The following is a 24992-nucleotide window of genomic DNA, read 5'->3' as shown; positions in this document are numbered from 1 at the left end:
GCCCCGCCCGCAGCAGCAGGATTTTTCACCGCTGAACCGGTCGCGCCGCCATATGAACGATATAAAATAGCCATGCCTGCCGGCGGTTTTTGACCGCACTGGCAGCCTCGGCGACACCGATACCCTGACACCATACAGACCCAAGAACTGCGCCCCATGACCTCTACCCTGCCCTTTTTGCCTTTTTCCAAACCCACCATCGATGAAGCGACCATCGCCGCCGTCGGCGAAGTGCTGCGCTCGGGCTGGATCACCAGCGGCCCGAAAGTGCAGGCATTCGAAGCCCAGCTGTCCGAGTATTTCGGCGGGCGTCCCGTGCGCACCTTCAATTCGGGCACGTGCACCATGGAAATCGCGCTGCGCATCGCTGGCATCGGCCTCGGCGACGAAGTCATCACCACGCCCGTATCGTGGGTCGCGACGGCCAACGTGATCATCGAAGTGGGCGCCACGCCCGTGTTTGCCGACATCGACCCCGTCACGCGGAATATCGACCTCGACAAGCTGGAAGCGGCCATCACGCCCCGCACCAAAGCCATCATTCCCGTCTACCTGTCCGGCTTGCCGGTCGACATGGACCGCCTGTACGCAATTGCTGAAAAGTACAATCTGCGGGTCGTGGAAGACGCGGCGCAAGCGTTCGGCTCCACCTGGAAAGGCAAGCGCATCGGCGCGTTTGGCGACTTCGTCTCGTTCAGCTTCCAGGCCAACAAGAACATCACCACAGGCGAAGGCGGCTGCCTCGTCCTCAACAACCTGGAAGAAGCGAAGCTGGCCGAGAAATACCGGCTGCAGGGCGTCACCCGCAGCGGCGTCGACGGCATCGACGTCGACGTGCTGGGCGGCAAATACAACATGAGCGACATCATGGCCGCCATCGGCCTGGGCCAGTTCGCCAATATCGACGCCATCACGGCCCACCGCCGCGCGCTGGCACGCCACTATTTCGCGCAGTTCGGCAGCGACTTCGAAGCGCAGAGCGGCGCCCAGCTGCCCGTGCAGGACTTTGAAAACAGCAACTGGCATTTGTTCCAGATCATCCTGCCCGACAATGGCCCCGGCACGCGCGCCGCGTTCATGCAGCAAATGGCGCAGCAAAACGTGGGAACGGGCTATCATTACGCACCGATCCACCTGTTTACCATGTACCGCGAACGCGGCTTTACCGAGGGCATGTTCCCCGTCTCGGAAAAGATCGGCCGCCTGACCGTGACCTTGCCGATGTTCTACGCCATGACGACACAGGACGTGGAACGCGCCGTCGCCACCGTCAAATCCATTCTCATCAAGTGAGCAGCGCGCCGATGAAACCTGAACTGTCCATTATCATTCCGATCTACAACGAGCAGGATGGCCTGGCCAGCCTGTTCGCGCGCCTGTATCCGGCACTCGACGCCTTGCAGACGAGCTACGAGATCATCTTCATCAATGATGGCAGCCGCGACAATTCGGTGGCCATCCTGGCGGAACAGTTCCGCCAGCGCCCCGACGTCACGCGCGTCGTCTTATTCAACGGCAATTATGGTCAGCACATGGCCATCCTGGCCGGCTTCGAAGCCTCGCGTGGGCAGATCATGATCACGCTCGACGCCGACCTGCAGAACCCGCCCGAAGAAATCGGCAACCTGGTGGCGAAGATGCGCGAAGGCTACGATTACGTGGGTTCGATCCGGCGCAAGCGGCAAGATTCCGCCTGGCGCACCCTCGCCTCGAAGATGATGAACCGCCTGCGCGAGCGCATCACCAACATCAAGATCACGGACCAGGGCAACATGCTGCGCGCCTACGGCCGCAATGTGATCGACCTGGTCAATCAGTGCGCCGAAGTCAACACCTTCGTGCCGGCGCTCGCCTACACGTTTGCTCGCAAGCCGACGGAAATCACCGTCGAGCACGAGGAACGGGCCGCCGGCGAGTCGAAATACTCGCTGTACAGCCTGATCCGCCTCAATTTCGACCTGGTCACGGGCTTTTCGCTGATTCCCCTGCAAATCTTTTCCATGCTGGGCATGGCAATGTCGCTGGGTTCGGCATTGCTGGTCATCTTCCTGCTGATACGCCGCTTCCTGCTGGGCGCTGAAGCCGAAGGCGTGTTTACCCTGTTTGCCATCGCCTTCTTCTTCATGGGCGTGATCCTGTTCGGCATCGGCCTGGTGGGCGAATACGTGGGACGCATCTTCCAGCAAGTGCGTGCCCGTCCCCGCTATGTGGTGCAAACTATCTTGCAGGACGGCATGACCCAGGCGGAAGCCGAGGCGCCATCGTATGTGCGCCTGGAAAAACGTCAGGTGGGCCGCTGATGGGCGCCCCACGCGCCGTCGTCTTCGGCTACCACAATGTGGGCGTGCGCTGCATCAAGGTGCTGCTGGCCGGTGGCGTCGATATCGCTCTGGTCGTCACGCACGAAGACAGTCCCACGGAAAACCTGTGGTTCGAATCCGTCGCCAGCCTGTGCCAGGCGGAAGGCATCCCGTACATCACGCCTTCGGACGCACGCGCGCCCGAACTGCTGGCGCAGGTGCAGGCGGCACAGCCGGACATGCTGTTCAGCTTTTACTACCGCCACATGTTGCCCGCTAGCATCTTGGAAGTCGCTCCCGCCTACAATATGCATGGTTCGCTGCTGCCGCAGTTCCGCGGCCGCGCACCTGTCAACTGGGCCGTGCTGCACGGCGCCACGCAGACGGGCGCCACCCTGCATGAAATGACGGTCAAGCCGGACGCCGGCGCCATCGTGGCGCAAACGGCCGTGCCCATCTTGCCCGACGACACGGCCTTCGAAGTGTTTGGCAAGGTAACTGTTGCTGCAGAGCAAACGCTGTGGGGCGTGCTGCCAGTCTTGCTGGACGGCACGGCGCCGCGCCAGCTCAACGATCTGCGCCAGGGCGGCTATTTTGGCGGCCGCACGCCGGAAGACGGCCGCATCGACTGGAAGTTACCCGCGCAGCAGGTGTACAACCTGCACCGGGCCGTCGCGCCGCCCTATCCCGGCGCATTCACCGAAGTCAACAATGTCATTTACACCATCGAAAAAGCCCGTTTAAGCAAGCATTCAGCAGGAAGTTTGCCAGCGGGCTTGGCGGTAGTGGATAATTGCATCTTTGGCGTCTGCGGAGACGGCCGCATGCTGGCCATTTCCGCGCTGAGGGCTGCCGGGGAGCCGATTTCGGCTCAGCAATTGCAAGCAAGTCTGACCGCCCGCGTCAGCACACACTGATATCACTCAAGAGAATCTCACATGAAAAAAGTCCTCATCTTAGGCGTCAACGGCTTCATCGGCCACCACCTGTCCAAGCGCATCCTGGAAACCACCGACTGGCATGTCTACGGCATGGACATGAACACGGACCGCATCACGGAATTGCTGGAAGATGACAACTACAAGTCGCGCATGCACTTCTTCGAAGGCGACATCACGATCAACAAGGAATGGGTCGAGTACCACGTCAAGAAATGCGACGTGATCCTGCCGCTGGTGGCCATCGCCACGCCATCGACCTACGTCAAGCAGCCGCTGCGCGTCTTCGAACTGGACTTCGAAGCCAACCTGCCTATCGTGCGCTCGGCCGCCAAGTACGGCAAGCACCTGGTCTTCCCGTCGACGTCGGAAGTGTACGGCATGTGCCATGACGAGGAATTCGACCCGGAAAACTCGGAACTGATCTGCGGCCCGATCAACAAGCCGCGCTGGATCTATTCGAACGCCAAGCAGCTGATGGACCGCGTGATCTGGGGCTACGGCATGGAAGGCCTGAACTTCACCCTGTTCCGTCCATTCAACTGGATCGGCGCCGGCCTCGACTCGATCCACACGCCGAAAGAAGGTTCCTCGCGCGTGGTGACGCAATTCTTCGGCCACATCGTGCGCGGCGAGAACATCTCGCTGGTCGACGGCGGCGCACAGAAACGCGCGTTCACCTACATCGACGACGGCATCGATGCATTGATCCGCATCATCGCCAACAAGAACGGCATCGCCAGCGGCAAGATCTACAACATTGGCAATCCGACCAATAACTACTCGATCCGCGACCTGGCCGGCATGATGCTGACCCTGGCCGCCGAATACCCGGAATACGCCGAAGGCGCGAAACACGTGAAAATCGTGGAAACGACTTCGGGCGCCTACTACGGCGCCGGCTACCAGGACGTGCAGAACCGCGTGCCGAAAATCACGAATACCTGCGAAGAGCTGGGCTGGGCGCCGACCACCACCATGGCCGATTCCCTGCGCAATATTTTCGACGCCTACCGCAGCCAGGTAGCCCAAGCCAAAGCCCTGATGGATTAATGTTGAGCAAGCCGTTCCTGACCCTGAAAATCGACGTCGATACCTATCGCGGCACCCGTGAAGGCATGGGCAATCTGGTGCGCATGCTGGCCGCACACCAGGCCAAGGCCACCTTTCTGTTCTCGCTGGGCCCCGACCATACGGGCTGGGCCCTGCGGCGCGCCTTGAAGCCCGGCTTTTTCAGCAAGGTGTCGCGCACCTCGGTGGTCGAGCACTACGGCTTGAAAACATTGATGTACGGCACCTTGCTGCCGGGACCCGATATCGGCAAGCAGTGCGCGGCGCAATTGCGCGCCGTGCGCGATGCCGGTTTCGAGTGCGGCATCCACACCTGGGATCACACCCTGTGGCAAGACAACGTGGCCAAGCGCAACGCCGCCTGGACCATCAACATGATGCGCAAGGCCGCCAACCGCTACGAGCAGGTGTTTGGCAGCAAGCCGCATACGCACGGCGCGGCCGGCTGGCAAATGAACGTCAGCGCCTTTGTCGAGCACGACACGGCCGGCTACCGCTTTGCCTCCGATGGCCGCGCCATGCTCGATGCACGCGGCGCCATGGTGCACCCGGGCAATGGCCCGCACCGCGTGCGCAATGGCAACACCATCCTGCGCTGCGTGCAATTGCCCACCACCCTGCCCACCCTGGATGAATTGCTGGGCTGCGAAATCGACGGCAAGCTGATCACGACCGGCAATGTTGCCGCGCATATATTGTCGCTGACGGCGGATAATCCCCGCGACCACGTATATACCTTGCACGCGGAACTTGAAGGACAGAAACTCGCCCCCATTTTCGAACAACTGCTTGCAGGCTGGAAAGCCCAGGGCTACCAGTTTGCAGCGATGGGCGATTATTATGAAAAGATAAAAAATACGGACTTGCCCGTTTGCCCCATCACCTGGGATGAGTTGCCCGGGCGTTCGGGACGCCTGATTGTGCAGGGCAAAGCGGCCTGAATGCTGTATTGTTGCACCTGGATGCGTTGCCAGATTAAAAAACAGCGCTGATGATCACCGTTCAGGAGAGAACCTGTGGCTGATAGCCAATCCCTCATTAGCATACCCGACTTTAGCGCCGCGATGACCAGCGGCAAGACCTTTCAGTTGCTGGGCCGCCCGGCCAAGGCCACGGTGCTGTTTTTCTATCCGAAGGACAACACTCCTGGCTGCACCACGGAAAACATCGCTTTCCGTGATGCGTATGCGCAATTCATCGCCGCCGGCGTGGAAATCTACGGCATCAGCCGCGATTCCCTGCGCTCGCACGAAAGCTTCAAAGCCAAGCTGGAACTGCCGTTCGAGCTCATTTCCGACCCGGACGAAGCCGTTTGCCTGCTGTTTAACGTCATGAAGATGAAACAGATGTACGGCAAGACGGTACGCGGCGTCGAGCGCAGTACGTTTGTGATTGACGCCCAGGGCCGATTGGTGAAAGAATGGAGAGGCGTGAAGGTCGCAACTCACGTGGAAGAAGTGCTGGAATTCGTAGCGCATCTGAATTGATCGTCCATTTTGATCCAATGCGCGTTGTCGGCTTCCAGCGAGCCTGGTTCAACCGCAGTTCAGTTCACGGTACCTATCGCCATTTTGAGTCAACGAAGCGCCTCCATCCACTCCGCCAGGCGGGCCTGCAGCCCGCCGATGGCGTCCATGACCGGCCATGCTGCCGGCCTCCCGGCAGTTATTCGTCCTGTAGCATTGTTGTTCCCCCGCATCCACCCCATGAGAAGTGCCGCCAGAAGCTGGCTGCCCATGGGCGATTCATTCCAGAAATTTTTTGATTGAGATCCTGATGCCACTGCCAAAATTACCGAGCAAGCCAGCCACCATCCTGGCCACCCAAGATTACCCAACCGCAGGCGCAGCGCGCCCGGCCACCAAAACCCCGGCAGCCAAGAAAGTGGCTGCACCGATTATTGAAGCGGCGATCGCCGAAGTTGCCAAGCCGGTCCGCAATGCGGCCACGAAGATCAAGCAAGTGGCGGCCCTGATGGTCGCCAAGCCATTGCCAGCCCCGGCGCCGGTTGCGGCCGCGCCTGCCGCCGTTGCCGCGCCTGCAGCGAAAGCCAAGCCGGCGGCCAAAGGCAAGGTCACGCCGATCAAGCCCGTCAAGCAGGCAGAGCAGCCGCATCCGGCCAAGCACAAGCCTGTGGAAGTGCAGCTCAAGTCGTCCGCCAGCCGCGCCGCCGATCAGCGCGGCATCAGCAAGCTGTTCGTGCTCGACACGAACGTGCTGATGCACGATCCATCGTCGCTGTTCCGCTTCGAGGAACACGATGTGTACCTGCCGATGATGACCCTGGAAGAGCTGGACAACCACAAAAAGGGCATGACGGAAGTGGCCCGCAATGCGCGCCAGGTGTCGCGCACGCTCGATGCCCTGATCAGCAACACGGATGACGACGCCATCGAACACGGCATCCTGCTGTCCAAGCTGGGCAACAAGGACGCCAAGGGCCGTCTGTTCTTCCAGACGCGTTTGCAAAGCGCCGACCTGCCGGCAGGCTTGCCAGTGGGCAAGGCCGACAACCAGATCCTGGCCGTCGTGCGTTCGCTCGAGTCGGAACAGGAAGGCCGCCCCGTCGTGCTGGTGTCGAAAGACATCAACATGCGCATCAAGGCGCGCGCTCTGGGCTTGCCGGCCGAAGATTACTTCAACGACCATGTGCTGGAAGACACGGACTTGCTGTACTCGGGCATCGTGCAATTGCCGGACGACTTCTGGAACAAGCACGGCAAGGACATGGAATCGTGGCAGGAAAGCAAGAACGGCTACAGCTCCACCTTCTACCGCGTGACGGGCCCGTTCATTCCATCGCTGCTGGTCAACCAGTTCATCTACCTGGAACCGAAAAACGGCGAAACGCCGTTCTACGGCCAGGTGAAGCAGATCAACGGCAAGACGGCCGTGCTGCAAACCCTGCGCGACTTCAGCCACACGAAGAACAATGTGTGGGGCGTGACGGCGCGCAACCGCGAGCAGAACTTCGCGCTGAACTTGCTGATGAATCCGGAATGCGACTTCGTCACCCTGCTGGGCCAAGCCGGTACCGGCAAGACCCTGCTGGCCCTGGCCGCCGGCCTGGCGCAAGTGCTGGAAACCAAGCTCTACAATGAAATCATCGTTACCCGCGTGACGGTACCGGTGGGCGAGGACATCGGTTTCCTGCCGGGCACGGAAGAAGAAAAGATGTCGCCATGGATGGGCGCCTTCGACGACAACCTGGAAGTGCTGAACAAGTCCGACTCCGATGGCGGCGAATGGGGCCGTGCGGCAACGCAAGACCTGATCCGCTCGCGCATCAAGATCAAGTCGCTCAACTTCATGCGCGGCCGCACCTTCGTCAACAAGTTCCTGATCATTGACGAAGCGCAAAACTTGACACCTAAACAAGTCAAGACCCTCGTCACGCGCGCCGGTCCCGGCACGAAGATCCTGTGCCTGGGCAACATTGCGCAGATCGACACACCGTACCTGACGGAAGGCTCGAGCGGCCTGACCTACGTGGTCGACCGCTTCAAGGGCTGGACGCACAGCGGCCACGTCACCCTGGCCCGCGGCGAGCGTTCGCGCCTGGCCGACCACGCCAGCGAAGTGCTGTAAATTGCCGCGGGCGGCGCCAGCTGCCCCAATTATGCAAAAGCCCCGGCTGCAGCGATGCAGGCGGGGCTTTTTTCATGTGCGCAACTTTTTCCTGCGACATGTTCTAATACCGCTCCTTTCTTCCTGGACAACCCGCCCCATGCATCCCGCCCTGCAGTTGCTGCTCTGCTTCATTGTCTTCATGTTCATCCACATTTCCGTCATGGCGGTCTGCGCCAGGCTGTTCGGCATCAGGGTGCGCAGCATCCGCTACGGCGTGGGCCCCACCTTGCTGAGTTGGAGAAAAGTCCACCTCAAGCTGCTGCCGCTGGCCGGCAATCTGGTGCTGAAGGATACGCGCGAGGAAACCTTGTATGACGACGATCCCTGCCTTGACGCCTACAACTTCCAGCCGCTGTGGAAGCAGGTGCTGCTGCCCTTGAGCGGCGTGGCCGTGCTGCTGGCCTTGTCGCTGGGCATCATGGGAGCCTCGGGCTGGGAGCGCTTTATCGCCGCCTTCGGGCAAATCGTCGCTGGCGCGCTGGCGCCGTTGTCGACGGCGCAGGAATTGCTGGGTGAAGGGGAAACATTTGCCCGCACGCATGGCTTTGCGCCGGTGTTCGCCCTGTTCTCGCTGAAACTGTGCGCCTTTAATCTGCTGCCGTTTGCCGGCCTGAATGGCGGCCAGGCGCTGCTGGCCATCGCGCGCGGCGGCAAGCCGTATGTGGCGTGGGAAGAGACTGCAGCAAAATGGCTGTTGCTGCCGGGGCTGGCGATCTTGCTGGCCTGGGTGGCGGCGTTCGGCTGGCATGGCTGGCAAGCCATGGGGGCGTAGACCGGCTCGCGCACAAGCGCCAAGCCGGCCTTCACACATCAATTCACCCTTCTGGCCGGCATGTCCTGCCCTTCCTGGCGCAGCACCAGTTGCTCGGTCTTGCCGCTGGCATCCTTGCTGAAACGCACTTCCGCATCGACTTCATTCGAGAAGAAAGCCGTATCGCTCATCGGCAGCATGGCCAGCTTGCGGAAGCCCGTCACTTGGGCGAAGAACTTGTCGCCTTCGCGCGTCACTTCCAGGTAGACCTCGGGCGCCAGCGCATAGCGTCCCACGTAGGCATCGAATTGCGCAGGCGTCATGGCGACCACGGTACGCGCCGGCTTGACGGCGCTGGCACGCTCGTGCACGGATTTCGATTCGCCGCCATTGTTGAGGATCAGCTGGGCTTCGCCCTTCGCCCCCCGCTCGAACTCGGCGGTGGTGAGGGTGTTCTCAATCAGAAAACCATTGGGCGAATAGGCCAGCAGGCGCTGCGCGGGACGGCCCGTGCGCTGCAGCAACAGATTACCCTCGAAGTTGCGGATCGTGTAGCCAGCCTTGTCATTGATGGCGTACACGCCCGCGTAGGCGTCGAGGATGGCGGGCTTGAGCGTGATGACCTTGATCTCGGGATATGGCCGGCCCACGGCGATGGCGGCCGCCTTGCGGGCCACCACATCGGGATCGACCAGGCCCGTATCCGAATTTTCCAGCACGGCCACGTAGACTTTTTCCTTCGGCAAACGCATCGCATACGTGGCAAAGCCATTGATGCCGCCGCTATGGTGAATGACGGGCGTGTTTTGCCAGGTTCCCACCTTCCAGCCGTAGCCGGAGCGGGTTGTTTTACCATCGTTCAGCTTGGCCGGCGTGAACGCCTGCTCCCAGGTGGAGGCCTTGAGCAGCTTGCCGTCCGAAATGGCCGCATCCCAGCGCGCCAGGTCGTCCACGGTGGAAACGAGCGCGCCAGCCGCATACGGCTGCGTCATGCTCAAGGGCAAGTTGGGCACATAGGTCTCGCCCGAACGGATATGCCCGGCCGCACGCCTGGCAGGCCGGCGCTCGTGGCCTTCGTAAGCCGTGTCGTTCATGCCCAGTGGCACGAATATCTGCTGTTCCACAAACCTGGCATAGGGCTGGCCCGAAGCTTTTTCAATGATGGCGCCCAGCAGGAAATAGCCGGAGCTGCTGTAACTCCATTGGGTGCCCGGTTCAAAGTCCAGGGGATCGTTCTTGAAGAAATCGATCATCTGCGCCACGCTCAAGTCTTTCGTGCTGTTGGGCACAAATTCCGGCTTCCTTGTGTAGTCGTGGATGCCGGACGTGTGCGCGAGCAGCTGATCGATCGTGATTTTCTTGCCGTGGGTCGGATAGCCGGGCAGGAATTTCGTGATGTCATCGGTGACGGCCAGCTTGCCCTGGTCGGCCAGCAGCAGGATGGCGACGGCGGTAAACTGCTTGGAAATGGAACCCAGGCGCAGCGACATGTCGGGCGTCAGCGGCTGGCCATCCTGCACGCTGGCCAGGCCATACGCCTTGCGCAGCAGCGGCTGCCCATCCTTGACGACGATGACGACGGCGCCCGGTTCGCTGGACTTGTAATACGGCGCGATGCTGGCGTCGATTTGTGCGGCCAATGCTTGCTGCCGCTGGCTCAGTGGGGCGGGCTGGTCGGCCCAGGAGATCGGTGTTTGCAACAGGATCAGAGTAGCGAAGCAGATACTGGAAACTTTAAACATGCAGATCACTTTCACTGTAAGGATAAACAAGCTGGCCATGCCCCTGGCGGCGGCTATCGGGATGATGGATTTACCGTAGGAAATATTTTCATTTAGCTCAGCCAGCCTAACAGACGCCCCTGCAGAAAATCTCTCCCTTTGTCACGTGTCGCCATGCACGCCAGCTTGCCGCTATTCTTTTTCGCATACCTGTCGTATGCTCGACTCAGTGCCGCAAGGCAAACGGTAAAGGAAGCATTATTTTCACCTTCGAATCATGCGGCAAGCACCTGACCCTGTGGGCGATCCGTGCCTACCAGCGCCATCTGTCGCCCTGGAAAGGCTACTCCTGCGCCTATCGCGTGCTGACGGGGCGCGACAGCTGCTCCGCCTATGGCTACAAGGTCATCGCGCGCCACGGCTTGCACCCGGGACTGGCGCTGTTGCAACGGCGCCTGCGCGCCTGTGGCGAACGCCATCGCCGACACCTGGAACTGCATCCGCAGGCGCGGCGCAGCGCGCGCCGCCAGGCCCAGGCGGGATTTTGCGACTGCGACGTGCCTCTGGTGGACTGCGCTTGCGACTGCGCCGACGTGGCCAGCCTGGCTGACTGCTCCCGGCCGGGCCGCGGCAAGAACCCGACGTGGTTCCGCAACGACTATACAGCCAGTGCCGCACTGAAACGGCAGCAGGAAGAACACCGCAAGAAGATCAGGCAGCGACAGGATTCGGACAGCTAAATTCATACAATAAATTACAAATGAAATATTCATTCATGAAATGAATAATACCCATTATCACTGTGAATTGGCTGGAAGCGGCACGGCGGCCTATACTCATGCCGTCTCCCCTACACTGCTCCCCATGCACACCCAGCTCAGCCCGCACACGCCGCGGGCTTTTTGTTCCCGGCAATTGCCACTGCATCTTTCCTCTTTTACCGATCACCGGGCGCGCCGTTCCTCGCCAGCCCAGCTCCCGGCAGGGAGACCAGCATGATCGTGCGCGAGCGCCCATCGGCGCTACGGCTGTTCCTGGTCGTGCGCGGCTCCGTCCTGCCGCGCATCCGCACCACGCTCATCGTCAATACCCTGATCGCCACCCTCGTCACCTGGTGCCACGGCACCTTGTTCGACCACAAAGTCATCCTCACCACCATCCCGTTTACCCTGATCGGCTTGCCGCTGGCCATCTTCCTGGGCTTTCGCAACACGGCCGCCTATGACCGCTACTGGGAAGCGCGCAAGCTGTGGGGCGAACTGGTGTTGCGCAGCCGTAATTTCTCGCGCCAGTGCCAGACGATGATACGCAGCGACACGCCAGCCCATGCCAGGCTGGGCCTGGAAGATGTGCGCGTGCGCATGATTTACCGCACCATCGCCTTTTGCCATGCCCTGCGCCACCAGCTGCGCGACACGCGCGGACCGGCCGACTTGCAGCCGCTGCTGCGCCCGGCCGAATGGGAAGCGGCCTGCAAGGCGGCGAACCCGTCCGACTACCTGATGCTGCAGATGGGCCATGACCTGGCCGACTGCATCGGGCAAGGCCGCATCGACAGCATCCTCGCCACGCAGATCGATAACACGGTCTCGGCCATGGTGGCGGCGGGCGCCTCGTGCGAACGCATCCGCAGCACGCCGATTCCGTTTTCGTATTCGCTGCTGCTGCACCGCACGGCCTATCTGTACTGTTTCCTGCTGCCCTTCGGCCTGGTCGACTCGCTCGGTTTCATGACGCCCTTCGTCGTCGCCATCGTCGCCTACACCTTCTTTGGCCTCGATGCCCTGGGCGACGAGATCGAGGAACCGTTCGGCGAAGATGCCAACGACCTGCCCCTGTCGGCCATGTGCCGCGCCATCGAAATCAGCTTGCGCGAATCCGTGCAGGACGAGAACGTGCCGCCGCCCATGCAAGCCGTCGACTTCCTTCTCCACTAAAACGCGACAACGCTTCCGCTTGACCTTCCCACCGGGGCAAGGATTACAGTGGAAGCACTTAATCATTCAAGGAGTGCTTGTCATGTATCAGTTACAAGTTGAAAACATGAGCTGCGGCCATTGCGTCGGCTCGGTCACGAAAGCAGTGCAAGGCATCGATCCGCAAGCCCAGGTGCAGATCGACCTGGCCAGCAAGCGCGTCACGGTGGAATCACCCGCCGAACTGGGCGCCATCAGCGCCGCCATCGTGGAGGCGGGCTACCCCGTTACCAGCGCGCAATAAGCGCCAGACACGTAAAACAGCCGGCCTTTGCGCCGGCTGTTTTTGTTTACCCGTCCAGTTCCGGGTAATGGCGGAAGATGCCTTCCTGATTGAACGGGATTCTGCGCTTCGACTGCAGGTAGCGGGCGATGTTCGGCCGCGCCGCCACCATATCGTGCAACTCGGACAGGAAGGGATATTCGGGCGCCAGGCGCGCCATGGCTTGCGGAAACGCAAAGCGCAAGCCGGCCAGCATCTGGAACAGCGACAGGTCGCCATACGTGAGCTTTGCGCCCACCAGATAATGACCGCGGCTGCGATTATTCAGCAGGACTTGGGTGAAATAATCGAGGAATTTCGGCAGGCGCGTGCTGCGGAAATCCGCGCTGCGCAGCATGGCCGCCTGTTTCTGCTCTTCATAGTATTGATTCATCGACAGCGGGTGATGCGTGTCGTGCACTTCCGTCAGCCAGTCGGCCATCGTCAGTTGCAGCTGGTTCAGCCACAAACGGCCGCTTTCCGCGCGCGGCGCCAGGCCCAGGCGCTTGCCCAAGTAGAGCAGGATATTCGTGGTCTGGCCGATCAGCAAGTCGCCGTCGCGCAGCACGGGCGGCGCGTAGGCGGCCTGTGGCGTAGTGCCGCCATCGAGGCAGGCCAGCATGGCCGGTATTCCTTGCCCCTTGCGTTCAGGCAAACGGGCGACATCGCGGTAATCGGCACCCGCCTCTTCCAGGGCCAGGCGGATGAATTCGCCGCGCCCCTGTATCGTAGGCCAGTAATACAGTTCATACGCCATACCACCTCCGTTGATTTACCTCAATGGCAGCAAGCCTTCGCGTCCGTGTCACCGGCCAGCCCCAGGCTTTGCAGGATGGGGCAATCGGGCTTGTCGTCGCCATGGCACGATTGCGCCAGGTGGGCCAGGGTATCGCGCATTTCCGTCAGTTCGGCGATGCGCTTGTTGAGCTCGGCGACATGGGCCAGGGCGATGCCTTTCACGTCCGCGCTGGCGCGCTGGGCGTTTTGCCATAGCGACAGCAGTTCGCGGATCTGTTCCAGCGAAAAGCCCAAGCCCCGCCCGCGCTTGATAAAACGCAAGGCATGCAAGTCGTTCGGCGTATAGATGCGGTAACCGGCGTCGCTGCGCGCGCTGGGTTTTAACAGGGCAATACTTTCGTAGTAGCGTATCATTTTTGCCGATACGCCCGTCTCGCTTGCCGCCTGACCGATATTCATCCTTATTGCTCCTTGGTATGCGCGTTACCTGCATGACTGCGGGCTTTCCAGCGGCGCAGCAACAGGGCATTGCTGATCACGCTGACGGAACTGAAGGCCATCGCCGCGCCCGCCACCATGGGGTTGAGCAAGCCGAAGGCGGCCAGCGGAATGCCGATCAGGTTATAAATGAAGGCCCAGAACAGATTCTGCCGTATCTTGCTGTAGGTGCGGCGCGAGATATCGATGGCGTCCGCCACCAGGGCCGGATCGCCACGCATCAGGGTGATGCCGGCCGCATGCATGGCCACGTCCGTGCCCGTCGACATGGCGATGCCCACGTCGGCAGCGGCCAACGCGGGCGCATCGTTGATGCCGTCGCCCACCATGGCGACTTTCGCGCCCTCGCCTTTCAATGCGACAATTTTAGCGGTTTTATCGGCCGGCAGCATTTTTGCCGCCACCGTATCGATGCCCAGCAGCTTGCCGACGGCGTCGGCGCTGCCTTGATTGTCCCCGGTCAACATTACCGTGCGGATGCCCAGGCTGTGCAGATGGGCGATGGCTGCCTGCGCATTCGGCTTGACCTGGTCGCTGAAGGCGAACAGGCCCAGCAGTTCCGTTCCCGAGGCCAGCCACGAAATCGTGTTGCCTGTGTTTTCCAGCGACAAGGCCTGTGCCGCCAGCGGCGTCATGTCCACGTTTAACTCCTGCATCAGGCGCGTACTGCCCAGTTTCAGGTCCAGGCCGTCGACATTTGCCGCCAGGCCGCGCCCCGGCAAGGCCGACATGGCCGTGGCCGGCAAGGGTTCGATATGGCGCGCGCTGGCCGCGTCCAGCACGGCCGTCGCCAGGCTGTGCTCGCTACCACGCTGGATGCTGGCCGCCAGCTGCAACAGCCGGGCATCGTCGATGCCGTACGCATGCAGGGCCGCCAGGGCTGGCTTGCCAACGGTCAAGGTGCCCGTCTTGTCGAACACGACGGTATTTACGGCGTGCGCCACTTCCAGCGCTTCCGCATCCTTGATCAAAATGCCGTAGCGGGCGGCAACACCCGTGCCGGCCATGATGGCCGTCGGCGTGGCCAGGCCCAGCGCGCAGGGGCAGGCGATGACGAGTACGGCCACGGCATTGATGATGGCGTTCTCCAGTTCGCCGGTAGCAAACCACCAGCCCAGCATGGTCAGCAGCGCCAGCACCAGCACCACGGGCACAAAGATCGCGCTGACCTTGTCGACCAGGTGCTGGATCGGCGCCTTGGCCGCCTGCGCATCTTCCACCAGGCGGATGATGCGCGACAGCGTCGTCTCGCTGCCCACGGCCTGCGTGCGTACCAGCAACAAACCATCGGCATTGATGGCGCCGCCCGTGACCTTGTCGCCCGGATGCTTATCGACCGGCAAGCTTTCGCCCGTGATCAGCGATTCGTTGATCTGGCTGGCGCCTTCCACCACCACGCCATCGACGGCCACCCGTTCGCCGGGGCGGATGACCACCAGGTCGCCCACTTTCACCTGCTCCACCGGCAAGTCGAGCTCGACGCCGTCGCGGCGCACGCGGGCCGACTCCGGACGCAAGACCTGCAGCGCGCGGATGGCCGAGGCTGTTTGGCGCTTGGCGCGGCTTTCCAGCCATTTGCCCAGCAGCACGAGGGTGATGACGACGGCCGAGGCCTCGAAATACAGATGCGGCAGCATCTCGCCCGCCGTCAGCCACTGGTAGACGGACAAGCCATACGCGGCGCTCGTGCCCAGCGCCACCAGCAAATCCATATTGCCGCTGCCGGCGCGGGCCGCCTTCCAGCCCGCCTTGTAGAAACGCGCGCCAAAGTAAAACTGCACGGGCGTGGCCAGCGCGAATTGCATCCAGCCGGGCAGCATCAGGTGGATGCCGGCCCACTCGAGCAGCATGGGCAGCATCAAGGGGAAGGCCAGCACGGCCGCGAACGCCACTTTCATGCCGTCGCGGTTGGAGGCCATCGCGGGCGCGCTGGTCTGGCTGGCGGCAGGTACCGTGGCGGCATAGCCGGCCTTGTCGATGGCGGCGATCAGGGTGGCGGCATCCGCGCCGCCCGTGACCTCGATGCGCGCGCTTTCCGTGGCCAGGTTGACGCTGGCGGCCAGCACGCCCGGCACTTTCAGCAAGGCTTTTTCCACCCGGCCCACGCAAGAGGCGCACGTCATGCCGGCGATGTTCAGGTCGATCTCGCGCTGCGCCACCGTATAGCCGGCCTTTTCCACGGCGGCCTGCAAAGCGGCCAGTGGAATCGGCGTGTCGGAGCTGATTTTGGCCACTTCGGTGGCCAGGTTGACGCTGGCCTGGGTTACGCCCGGCACGGCGGCCAGGGCCTTTTCCACGCGGCCCACGCACGAGGCGCAGCTCATGCCTTCGATGGCCAGCGCCTGCGCGTGCGCATGCGCAGTAGCGGGAGGGGAAGCGGCGGGAGCGAGTGCACTCTGGTTCATGGCAGATCCTGTACGAAAGATTAACTAATATGTACAGGATCTGCTATCCCATGATGGGAAGGTCAAGCTCTATTTCAGCCTGCAGCACACCTTAGCGCACCACGCAGTCGATGGTGGCAGGCTTGCTGCCGCCTGCCGCGCTGCCTGGGCCCGGTGACGACGATGAAAAGACCGGCGGCGGCGTGAACGGGATGCCGGGGTTGACGGGCAAGGGCGCGGGCGGCTGCCTGAAGTTGGGCGTATAGCCAAATTGCCCGGCAGCAAAATTACTCGTACCCGCTGGATTCGTCACATGAATCAGGCCATCAAGCACCTGCACATACAAACCGGGTGGTAGCGCCACGGGCGCCGGTGCATTGGGCAGTGCTGGCCCGCCAGGTGCCGCTGGCGGCACATAGCTGGCAATGAAGGTCGTGCCGCGAATGCCGATAGTGGCGGCCGGCGTCTTCATCTCGAAGCGCTCCTTGTTGCGTTTGCCCAGCAGCCCCGTGACAGAACGCAAGCCTCCCTTGAGCAGACTGAAGATGGCATGGTCGCCATCGGGCTGCTCGGCCGTGTAGCTGAATTGCTCGATCACGAAACTGGTATTCGGTTTCAAGGTGATTTCGCTATTGTCGATCAGCTTGATCAAGGCATAGGTCTCCTTTTCCGTCAGCAAGGTGTCACCCTGCTCGACTTCGGACTTGATGGCCAGGATTTTCACCTTGCCATCGGCCTTTTTCGCCATCAGCGGACCGCTCAATTGCATGACGGTACCGGCCACCTGGCCTGCCCAGGCGTGGACGCCCACGCACATCAGGGCCAGCCACAAGAAGGCCTTAATTGCAGTACATTTTTTTAGCGGCATCATCATATTTGTATCCTGTCGGTTTATCTGTGGCATCGGCAACATCCTTGCTGTCTTTCTTCTTGTCATCAGGCTTGGCGGGCGTCGTGGATGCGAGCGGGGTGTTGGCGCGGTCGGCCTGCTTGATGATGCGCAAGGCGTCGTCGATAGCCGCGTTCATACTGGAGTCGATGACGGGCTTGTCGATGGTCGTGGCGGGCAGGAAGATGGCATCCGCCATGCTCACCGTGCCGGCCGGCGCCAACAGGGTCACGCCGCTGCGCTGGCGGTTGATGCGCACACCCGAGTCGCCCGTGATGCTGCCCGTTTTCGCCAGCACGCTCATGCTGGCCGCTGCCGGCAAGGTGACGCTGGCCGTGTCCGCAAAGCGCACGTTGGCGCCTGCGTTGGCGCTGAAATTGCCGCCGCTAACGATATTCGCATTGCCGCCGACACGGATGTCGCCTCCTGCCAGCAGGCTGATATCGCGCGCTGCCGCCAGTTGCGCGCCATCGCCCAGCACCACGTCCGTACTGGCATTGAGGGCGATATCATTGCCCGCGATCTTGCCATTGACGGAGACGGGGCTGTGCGCCGTCAAGGTGACGTTGCCGCCATTCGCATTGACATTGCCAGCCACAACGCCGCCCGTGTTGTCGATGGCGATATTGCCCGCGCCCGTGGTGAGCGTTCCCAGGGTCAAGGTGCCCGGCGCCGAGGTATTGTTCAGCGCAATGCCGCCGCCAGCACTATTGCTGGCATTAAAACTGCCCACCTGATTGCCCGCAATCCCCAGCACGATGCCGTTTTGCGCCCGTGCCGTCAGGCTGCCGGCGAGCAGCGCGCCGTCCTGGCCGATGGCGCCGTTCAAGGCGCTCAGCTGCACATCGTTGGCCGCCAGGCTGGCAAAGCGCAGGTCGCCAGCTGCTTGCGTGATGGCCAACTGGCCCGCCAGCCGGATGGCGCCGGCAGTCTGATTAAAACTGTTGGCGACGAGCAAGTTGCCATTGCCGCTCAACACGCCGCCGCCTTGCGCGTAGCGGTCCGCCGACAGGCTGCCGTTCAGCAGCAAGCTGCCGCCGTTGATTTCCAGGCCGGCCAGGCCGCCCAGGACGGAACGGTCCAGCGCGCTTTCACCGAGGGTCAGGCTGCCGCCCGTCAGCAGCAAGCCCGTCGCCGAGTTCAGGTTTTTCAGGATGGTATTGCCGGCCGCCGCGCTGTAGGTGACGATGCCCTTGCTGTTGCTAAAGTCGACAGCCAGCACGTTCGCGCCTTCCGGCACCACGCCGCCATCCCAGTTGGCGGCATCGCTCCACAAGCCATTGCCGCTGCCCACCCAGGTCGACAATTGTTTTTGCGCAATCGTTGCCTGCGCCGTACCGCCCGTCGTCTCCAAGGTGTAGTTACCCGCATCGGCGCCCGCGAGGCGGAAACCGCTGGCCGTCACCAGCTTGCCCGCGCCCGCGTTCTTGTCGGCAAAGCTGCCGCTGCCGCCTACCACGCTGACCATGTCCTGGCCCAGCACACCATTCGCCGTGGCGCTGACAGTGGCGGAAGTCGTGCCGTCATACACCTTGCCGGCGGCGCTCAAGCCTGCCAGGGTCAGGCTGGCGGGCGTGATGCTGGCCAGCAAGCCTGCCGGCAAGACGATAAAGTAATTGCCCGCATCGGCGCCCGTCAGTGTCGCGCCGCTCAGCTGCACGGCCTTGCCTACGCCGACGTTCTTGTCCGCGAAGTTGGCCACTGCCGAGGCTATCAAGCTGTCGCCAGCGACACGGTCATCGCCCAGGCTCAGTTGCGCACCCGTCGTACCATCGTAGACCTTGCTGCCCGCCACGCCAGACAGGTTCAGCGCGCGCGCGCCGATATCGGCCGTCGTGTTGCCAGAGTTGGCGCCCAGCACATAGTTGCCGGCGTCGCTTCCGCTCACGCCCACGTTCGTCACCGTGACAGCCTTGCCAACACCTGCGTTCTTGTTGCCGAACGCGGCGCTGCCCACCACCGTCAGGCTATCGCCCTGGATGCGGTCGTCGCCAAAGCTAACTTGCGCGCCCGTCGTGCCGTCATACGTCTTGTTGACGCCAGTAAAGCTCACGTTCAGGGTGCGTGCCGCGATGTCGGCCGTGGTGCTACCAGAGTTGGCACCCAGCACATAGTTGCCAGCGTCGCTACCGCTCACGCCCACACTGGTCACATTAACGGCCTTGCCAGTACCCGCGTTCTTGTTGCCAAAGGCGGCGCTGCCCACCACCGTCAGGCTATCGCCCTGGATGCGGTCGTCGCCAAAATTCACTTGCGCACCTGTCGTGCCGTCGTAGGTCTTGTTGACGCCATTAAAGCTCACGTTCAGGGTACGCGCCGTGATATCGGCCATCGTGCTGCCCGCATTGCTGTTCAGCACATAGTTGCCGGCGTCGGCACCGCTCACGCCCACACTGGTCACATTGACGACCTTGCCAGTCCCTGCGTTCTTGTTGCCAAAGGCAGCGTTGCCCGCCACCGTCAAGGCATCGCCCTGAATGCGGTCGTCGCCAAAATTCACCTGCGCGTCCGTTGTGCCATCGTAGGTCTTGTTGACGCCATTAAAGCTCACGTTCAAGGTGCGTGCCGCGATGTCGGCCGTGGTGCTGCCCGCATTGCTGTTCAGCACATAGTTGCCGGCGTCGGCACCGCTCACGCCCACATTGGCTACATTGACGGCCTTGCCAGTCCCTGCGTTCTTGTTGCCGAAGGCAGCGTTGCCCGCCACCGTCAGGCTATCGCCCTGGACGCGGTCGTCGCCAAAACTCACTTGCGCGCCCGTTGTGCCGTCGTAGGTCTTGTTGACGCCGTTAAAGCTTACGTTCAAGGTACGCGCCGCGATGTCGGCCGTGGTGCTGCCCGCATGGCTGTTCAGCACATAGTTGCCGGCGTCGCTTCCGCTCACGCCCACATTGGTCACATTAACGGCTTTGCCAGTCCCTGCGTTCTTGTTGCCGAAGGCAGCGCTGCCCGCCACCGTCAGGGCGTCGCCCTGAACGCGGTCGTCGCCAAAGCTCACTTGCGCGCCCGTCGTGCCGTCGTAGGTCTTGTTGACGCCATTGAAACTCACATTCAGGGTGCGTGCCGCGATGTCGGCCATGGTGCTGCCAGAGTTAGCGCCCAGCACATAGTTGCCGGCATCGCTGCCGCTTACACCCACGTTCGTCACCGTGACAGCCTTGCCAACACCCGCGTTCTTGTCGCCAAAGGCAGCGTTGCCCGCCACCGTCAGAGTATCGCCCTGGACGCGGTCATCGCCAAAACTCACTTGCGCGCCCGTCGCGCCATCGTAGGTCTTGTTGACGCCGGTAAAGCTCACGTTCAAGGTACGTGCCGCAATGTCCGCCGTGGTGCTGCCAGAGTTAGCGCCCAGCACATAGTTGCCGGCATCGCTGCCACTCACGCCCACATTGGTCACATTAACGGCTTTGCCAGTACCCGCGTTCTTGTCGCCAAAGGCGGCGCTGCCCTCCACCGTCAGGGTATCGCCCTGAACACGGTCGTCGCCAAAGCTCACTTGCGCACCTGTCGTGCCGTCGTACGTCTTGTTGATGCCGTTAAAGCTGACGTTCAAGGTACGTGCCGCGATGTCGGCCGTCGTGCTGCCCGCATTGCTGTTCAGCACATAGTTGCCGGCGTCGGCACCGCTCACACCCACATTGGTTACATTGACGGCCTTGCCAGTACCCGCATTCTTGTTGCCAAAGGCGGCGCTGCCCGCCACCGTCAGGGTATCGCCCTGAACGCGGTCGTCGCCAAAACTTACTTGCGCGCCCGTCGTGCCGTCGTAGGTCTTGTTGACGCCATTAAAGCTCACGTTCAGGGTACGCGCCGTGATATCGGCCGTCGTGCTGCCCGTATTTCCATTGAGCACGTAGTTGCCCGCATCGGCGCCCGTCAGGTGGCCCGTCGCCACTTGATAATCGACAGTTTTGCCAGCGCCGACATTCTTGTCGCGGAAACTGCCCTGCAAGCCGGCCATGCCCACTTGGTCGCCCGTCACGAGACCTTCGAAATAGCCATTCAGGGCCGCCTGCAAGGTACCGTCGTAGACGCGGCTTTGCGCGCCCGAGACGCCATAGTTCAGGACGCGCGCCGTGATGGCCGCCGTACCATCGGCCGTCGTCGCGGCCAGGCTGTAGTTGCCCAGTTCATTGCCGCCCAGGGCCAGGCCGCTGGCGTGCACGGTCTTGCTGGTGCCCACATTCTTGTCGAGGAAGGCGGCGCTGCCGCTGACGCTGATGTTGTCGCCCGCCACCACATTGCCCAGCACAAAGCTGGCGCCATCGTAGCCGAGGGTGCCGTCATAGATCTTGCCATTGCCGCCGATGCTCACCGTCAGCGCGCGTGGCGTGATGGCGAAGGTGGTCGTGCCGCCCATGGTGATGTCGTACTTGGTCGACCACAGGCCCGTCGCTTCGTAGCTGCCCACGTTGCGCGCGTTGCTGCCGTAGCCGAGGCTGCCATTCACGCCAACGTCACCGTCGAGCAGTCCCACGTAGCCGATCGAGCCGAGGAAGGTGGCCAGCTGGCCATCATAGACCTTGCCCGCGGCATTGCCCGAGAGGTTCACCTGCAGCGGCTTGAGGAAAGCCTTCAGCATCGGCGTCGTGTAGCCTTCGTAGATACGCCACACGCTGCTGAAATTGTAGTCGTTGAACATGCCCTGCTGCTGCATCTGCGCCGTGCTGCGGCCGCTGGAGCCGCCGCCATCGGTCTGCACCAGCGACGTTTCATAATTGAAAAAGCCATAGGCGAACGGCGAACCGGTAGCCACGCGGCCGGCCACCGCGCCCATCGCCGCATAGCCGTCGCCGGTCACGGCACCGCTGCTGAAGACATGGCTGACGCTGCCCGTGCTTTCACCGACCAGCCCGCCCATGTTTTCCCGGACCAGGATGGGATCGGCAATGCCGGCCCGGCCCACGGCGCCGCTGGCATACGCATCATTAATGGTGCCGCCGTTCAAGCCCACCAGGCCGCCGATACTGCGCGCGCCAGTGACATTGCCGGTGGCATAAGACTGGCTCAGCGCGCCCTGGTTATTGCCGACCAGGCCGCCGATCATCTCGCGCGCGCCCGTCACCACGCCGGTGGCGTACGAGGTCGCGATGCTGGCGCCGGACGCATTCGATCCCGCCAGGCCGCCGATGGCGCCGCCGCCATCGGCATTCACGCCGGTGACGGCGCCGCTGCTGGCCGACAGCGTGATGGCGCCGCCGTTGCTGCCCACCAGGCCGCCGACATTGCGCTGGCCGCTGACGGCCACGCTGCTGTTCACGCCGTCGATAGTGCCGCTGACGACCTCGCCCGCCAGCGCGCCCACGTTGGCCGTGCCGGTGACGCTGCCGCCGCTCAGGGTCAGGTTGCGCAAGGTGCCACCCTGCACGCTGCCAAACAGGCCTGCCGCCGAACTTGGGGCCAGACTGCGGTCGATTTTCAAATTGCTGAGCGTAAATCCGCCGCCATCGAACACGCCGGAAAAACCGCTGCCGCTGCCGGCGATCGGCATGAAGCCCTGTCCATCGTTCCAGTTCACGGTGCCGCTGGCGTCGATATTGCCAGCCAGGCGATAGCTGTTGCCAAGACCAAGGCTGGCGATACCTTGCAAGCCATAGATATCGGCGAGCAGATAAGGTGTCGCGGCACCGTCGCCGCCGGCCACGCGCAGGAAACTGGCGCCGCTGCCGATGGTGAAGTTTCTGGCGCTAAATCCTGGCAGGACCGCCGCGTTTTGCACCCAGGCACCGCCTTCGAGAGCAAACGTGCCGTCGACCGTCACGGCGCCCGTGGCGGTGATGGCGGAACCTGAATTGATGTGCAGATCGCCGGTCCTGGCGAGCGCATCGGATATCCGCATGTCGCCCGTATTCGTGCCATCGCCAATGGTCAGCTTCGCGGCCGAGATGCCAGCGAGTTCAACCGTGTTCAAACTCAGGGCCGTGCCCGATTTGGTGCCCAGGTCGATGTCGCGCGAACTGCTCAGGGGCTTGATGATGACATTCGCGCCGCCCGCCGTGCCGCCGACGTCGATGCCGCCGGCAACGGTGATATTGTCGGCCTGCAGGGTCACCGTCTGGCCGGCGATGCCGCTGCCAGCAAGCTGGCTGGCGCCGCCCGACAGATTGATGCCGCCCAGCGCTTCATTCGCGCGCAAGCTCAGATTGCCGTTGCCGACATTCACCGCGGCGGCTCCCTCGATGCTGGCGCCGGACAGCGAAATATTGCCGCCGTTGCTGGTAATGGCAGCGTTCAGGTTGACGTTCGATCCCAAGCCATAGTTGCCGCCGTTGCTGGTACGGTCATTCGCCGACAGCGTCACATTGCCGCCATTGGTGGTGATGGCGGCATACACATTGATGGTTTCGCCCGCCTGTGCCGTCAGGCTGACGCCGGAATTGAGCATGTTCACCGAACTGCTGAAATTAATGCGGTGCAGGGCTTGCAAAGTGACGTCGCTGGTGGCGCCGGAGATCGTATCGGCGCCGATGCTGGTGCTGCCAGTGGACGGCATGTCGCTGAACTGATCGACATTGGCCAGATTGCCGCCCGCCCCCTGCACCACGTCGATATCATACGGATCGAGCAGCCAGTTGCCGCGCTTGCCGCGCGCCGCGCCGGTATTGACGCGGATGCCGTCGACGGCCAGGTAATGGCCGGACGTTTCCACGAAGCCGCCGTCGCCCCCTTGCGCGCCGCCGCGCGCGGAAATGCTGCCGTGCACCTGCGCCGATTCATTGCCCCAGGCGATGACCTTGCCGCCGTTGCCGCTGACAATCGCATCGGCATTGACGCTGGCATCCTTCCCGACGAGTACTTGCCGCGCATTCTGCACGGCCGCGTTCTTGCCCTGATAGTCGCCGCCCAGCAAGACCGTGCCGCCGCCCGTGGCGCCGCTGGCGTCGATCTTCGCATTGCCCAGCAAACCCACTTGTTCGCCGAGCACCTGGATCTGGCCGCCCGTGCCGGCCGCGCCCGTGGCGCTGGTGACGCTGCCCGCTTCGAGCAGCGCCTTGCCGCTGGCCTTGAGCACGATCCTGCCGTTCTCGCCGACGACGGCGCTGTTGGCGTTGAGCACGCCGCGCTGGCTGACCAGCGCACCCGCCATGCCGATGCTGCCGCCCTGGGCGATGATCTGGCCCAGGTTCAAGGCCTGGTCGGCTGGTGCCGAAACCAGCACGCGCAATTGCGGATTGCCGGGATCGGCCAGCTGCACGCTGCGCCCGGCCGCGAGGATCACTTCGCCATTTGGCGCCGTGATGATGCCCGTGTTTTCCACGTTCGGCGCGATCAGCAGTACTTGCCCGCCCTTGCCCGCGTTGATCAGGCCCGCATTGCTGACGCCGCCGGCCACGCCGCCGGCCGTGAACTGGCGCTTGCCGGCCAGGAAATCCTCATTCGTCATGCCCAGGCTGGAGGCGACCAGCCCGTTCACGTCCACTTTCGCCCCCTGGCCGAAGACGATGCCGTTCGGGTTGATCAGGAAGACCTTGCCGTTCGATTCGAGCGAGCCCAGGATCTTGCTGGGGTCTTGTCCCGTGATGCGGTTGAGCACGGCGCTATTGCCGTTTTGCTGGATGAAACGCGTGATTTCGCCCGCATGGATGGAAAAGCTCTGCCAGTTGATGATGGTGTTGGGCGTATTCGTGATCGAGAAGATGTTGCCCTGCTGGTTGAACGTCGCCTGTCCGTTGACCACCTGCGGCAAGGCGGGATTGGCTTGCGCGGCGCCGAAACAGCCGGCCAGCAGCAGCGCCAGCGCCGTGCGGCGCAGGGGCGGCGCAAGGGGGGGAGCAAATGAAGGCGTCAGGATGAAAATGGAGGCGTGCTGGACGTGGTTGTGCATGGTGTTCAT

At 62.5% G+C, this 24992-nt stretch carries 17 protein-coding genes; 11 read left to right on the top strand and 6 right to left on the bottom strand.

Going from position 1 to position 24992, the window contains the following annotated elements; genetic code table 11:
* The first annotated feature begins 156 nt into the window (after positions 1–156).
* The 8 genes from AC1RJW_RS01605 to AC1RJW_RS01570 all read left to right on the top strand — a co-directional run bounded on the left by AC1RJW_RS01605 (position 157) and on the right by AC1RJW_RS01570 (position 8711).
* Entirely contained in the window at positions 157–1293 is a 1137-nt protein-coding gene (locus AC1RJW_RS01605) for a DegT/DnrJ/EryC1/StrS family aminotransferase (protein ID WP_493042906.1), read from the top strand.
* A gap of 11 nt (positions 1294–1304) precedes the next feature.
* A complete protein-coding gene (locus AC1RJW_RS01600; RefSeq protein WP_493042904.1) occupies positions 1305–2300 on the top strand; it encodes a glycosyltransferase in 996 nt (331 codons plus the stop codon).
* On the top strand, positions 2300–3217 hold the full coding sequence (locus AC1RJW_RS01595; RefSeq protein ID WP_493042902.1) for a formyltransferase: 918 nt from the start codon (positions 2300–2302) through the stop codon (positions 3215–3217). Before AC1RJW_RS01600 ends, AC1RJW_RS01595 begins: the two co-directional genes overlap by 1 nt.
* Positions 3218–3238: 21 nt before the next feature.
* A complete protein-coding gene (locus AC1RJW_RS01590) occupies positions 3239–4291 on the top strand; it encodes a bifunctional UDP-4-keto-pentose/UDP-xylose synthase (protein WP_070290550.1) in 1053 nt (350 codons plus the stop codon).
* A complete protein-coding gene (locus AC1RJW_RS01585; RefSeq protein ID WP_493042899.1) occupies positions 4291–5250 on the top strand; it encodes a polysaccharide deacetylase family protein in 960 nt (319 codons plus the stop codon). The genes AC1RJW_RS01590 and AC1RJW_RS01585 overlap by 1 nt, the downstream gene beginning before the upstream one ends.
* A gap of 75 nt (positions 5251–5325) precedes the next feature.
* Complete coding sequence (locus AC1RJW_RS01580) at positions 5326–5796, top strand: peroxiredoxin (protein ID WP_493042898.1); 471 nt, start codon at positions 5326–5328, stop codon at positions 5794–5796.
* A 289-nt stretch (positions 5797–6085) separates the two neighbouring features.
* A complete protein-coding gene (locus AC1RJW_RS01575; protein WP_493042896.1) occupies positions 6086–7897 on the top strand; it encodes a PhoH family protein in 1812 nt (603 codons plus the stop codon).
* Between the two features lie 139 nt (positions 7898–8036).
* A complete protein-coding gene (locus AC1RJW_RS01570; RefSeq protein WP_493042894.1) occupies positions 8037–8711 on the top strand; it encodes a site-2 protease family protein in 675 nt (224 codons plus the stop codon).
* Between the two features lie 38 nt (positions 8712–8749).
* Here the strand turns inward: AC1RJW_RS01570 and AC1RJW_RS01565 are convergent, their stop codons facing one another.
* Positions 8750–10432: a serine hydrolase gene (locus tag AC1RJW_RS01565; protein WP_493042892.1), complete on the bottom strand. Its 1683-nt coding sequence runs from the start codon at positions 10430–10432 to the stop codon at positions 8750–8752.
* A 236-nt stretch (positions 10433–10668) separates the two neighbouring features.
* Between AC1RJW_RS01565 and yidD the strand changes: the two genes are divergently transcribed.
* The 3 genes from yidD to AC1RJW_RS01550 all read left to right on the top strand — a co-directional run bounded on the left by yidD (position 10669) and on the right by AC1RJW_RS01550 (position 12631).
* Positions 10669–11151, top strand: coding sequence for a membrane protein insertion efficiency factor YidD (gene yidD / locus AC1RJW_RS01560; RefSeq protein WP_493044196.1), 483 nt, complete (start codon positions 10669–10671; stop codon positions 11149–11151).
* A gap of 255 nt (positions 11152–11406) precedes the next feature.
* Positions 11407–12348, top strand: a complete 942-nt coding sequence (locus AC1RJW_RS01555; protein ID WP_493042890.1) for a bestrophin family protein — start codon at positions 11407–11409, stop codon at positions 12346–12348.
* An 82-nt stretch (positions 12349–12430) separates the two neighbouring features.
* Positions 12431–12631: a heavy-metal-associated domain-containing protein gene (locus AC1RJW_RS01550; RefSeq protein ID WP_426070799.1), complete on the top strand. Its 201-nt coding sequence runs from the start codon at positions 12431–12433 to the stop codon at positions 12629–12631.
* 46 nt (positions 12632–12677) lie between these two features.
* On the opposite strand, the gene AC1RJW_RS01545 is transcribed toward AC1RJW_RS01550, so the two are convergent.
* The 5 genes from AC1RJW_RS01545 to AC1RJW_RS01525 form a co-directional block, all read right to left on the bottom strand.
* Positions 12678–13406 (bottom strand): glutathione S-transferase, encoded by a 729-nt coding sequence (locus tag AC1RJW_RS01545; RefSeq protein WP_493042887.1) that lies wholly within the window; start codon positions 13404–13406, stop codon positions 12678–12680.
* 20 nt (positions 13407–13426) lie between these two features.
* Entirely contained in the window at positions 13427–13846 is a 420-nt protein-coding gene (gene cueR, locus AC1RJW_RS01540; protein ID WP_493042885.1) for a Cu(I)-responsive transcriptional regulator, read from the bottom strand.
* Positions 13847–13848: 2 nt separating this feature from the next.
* The gene (locus AC1RJW_RS01535; RefSeq protein ID WP_493042883.1) at positions 13849–16290 is read right to left on the bottom strand and encodes a heavy metal translocating P-type ATPase; all 2442 of its coding nucleotides are present in this window, start codon (positions 16288–16290) and stop codon (positions 13849–13851) included.
* Between the two features lie 91 nt (positions 16291–16381).
* The gene (locus AC1RJW_RS01530; RefSeq protein WP_493042882.1) at positions 16382–17143 is read right to left on the bottom strand and encodes a FecR family protein; all 762 of its coding nucleotides are present in this window, start codon (positions 17141–17143) and stop codon (positions 16382–16384) included.
* The gene (locus AC1RJW_RS01525; protein ID WP_493042880.1) at positions 17109–24983 is read right to left on the bottom strand and encodes a YDG domain-containing protein; all 7875 of its coding nucleotides are present in this window, start codon (positions 24981–24983) and stop codon (positions 17109–17111) included. The genes AC1RJW_RS01530 and AC1RJW_RS01525 overlap by 35 nt, the downstream gene beginning before the upstream one ends.
* Positions 24984–24992: the final 9 nt, after the last annotated feature.

It is taken from the genome of Janthinobacterium sp. GW822-FHT07A03 (assembly GCF_058798815.1).
Note: the sequence above shows the minus strand (reverse complement) of the source record. Positions and strands in the feature narration are given on the sequence as shown.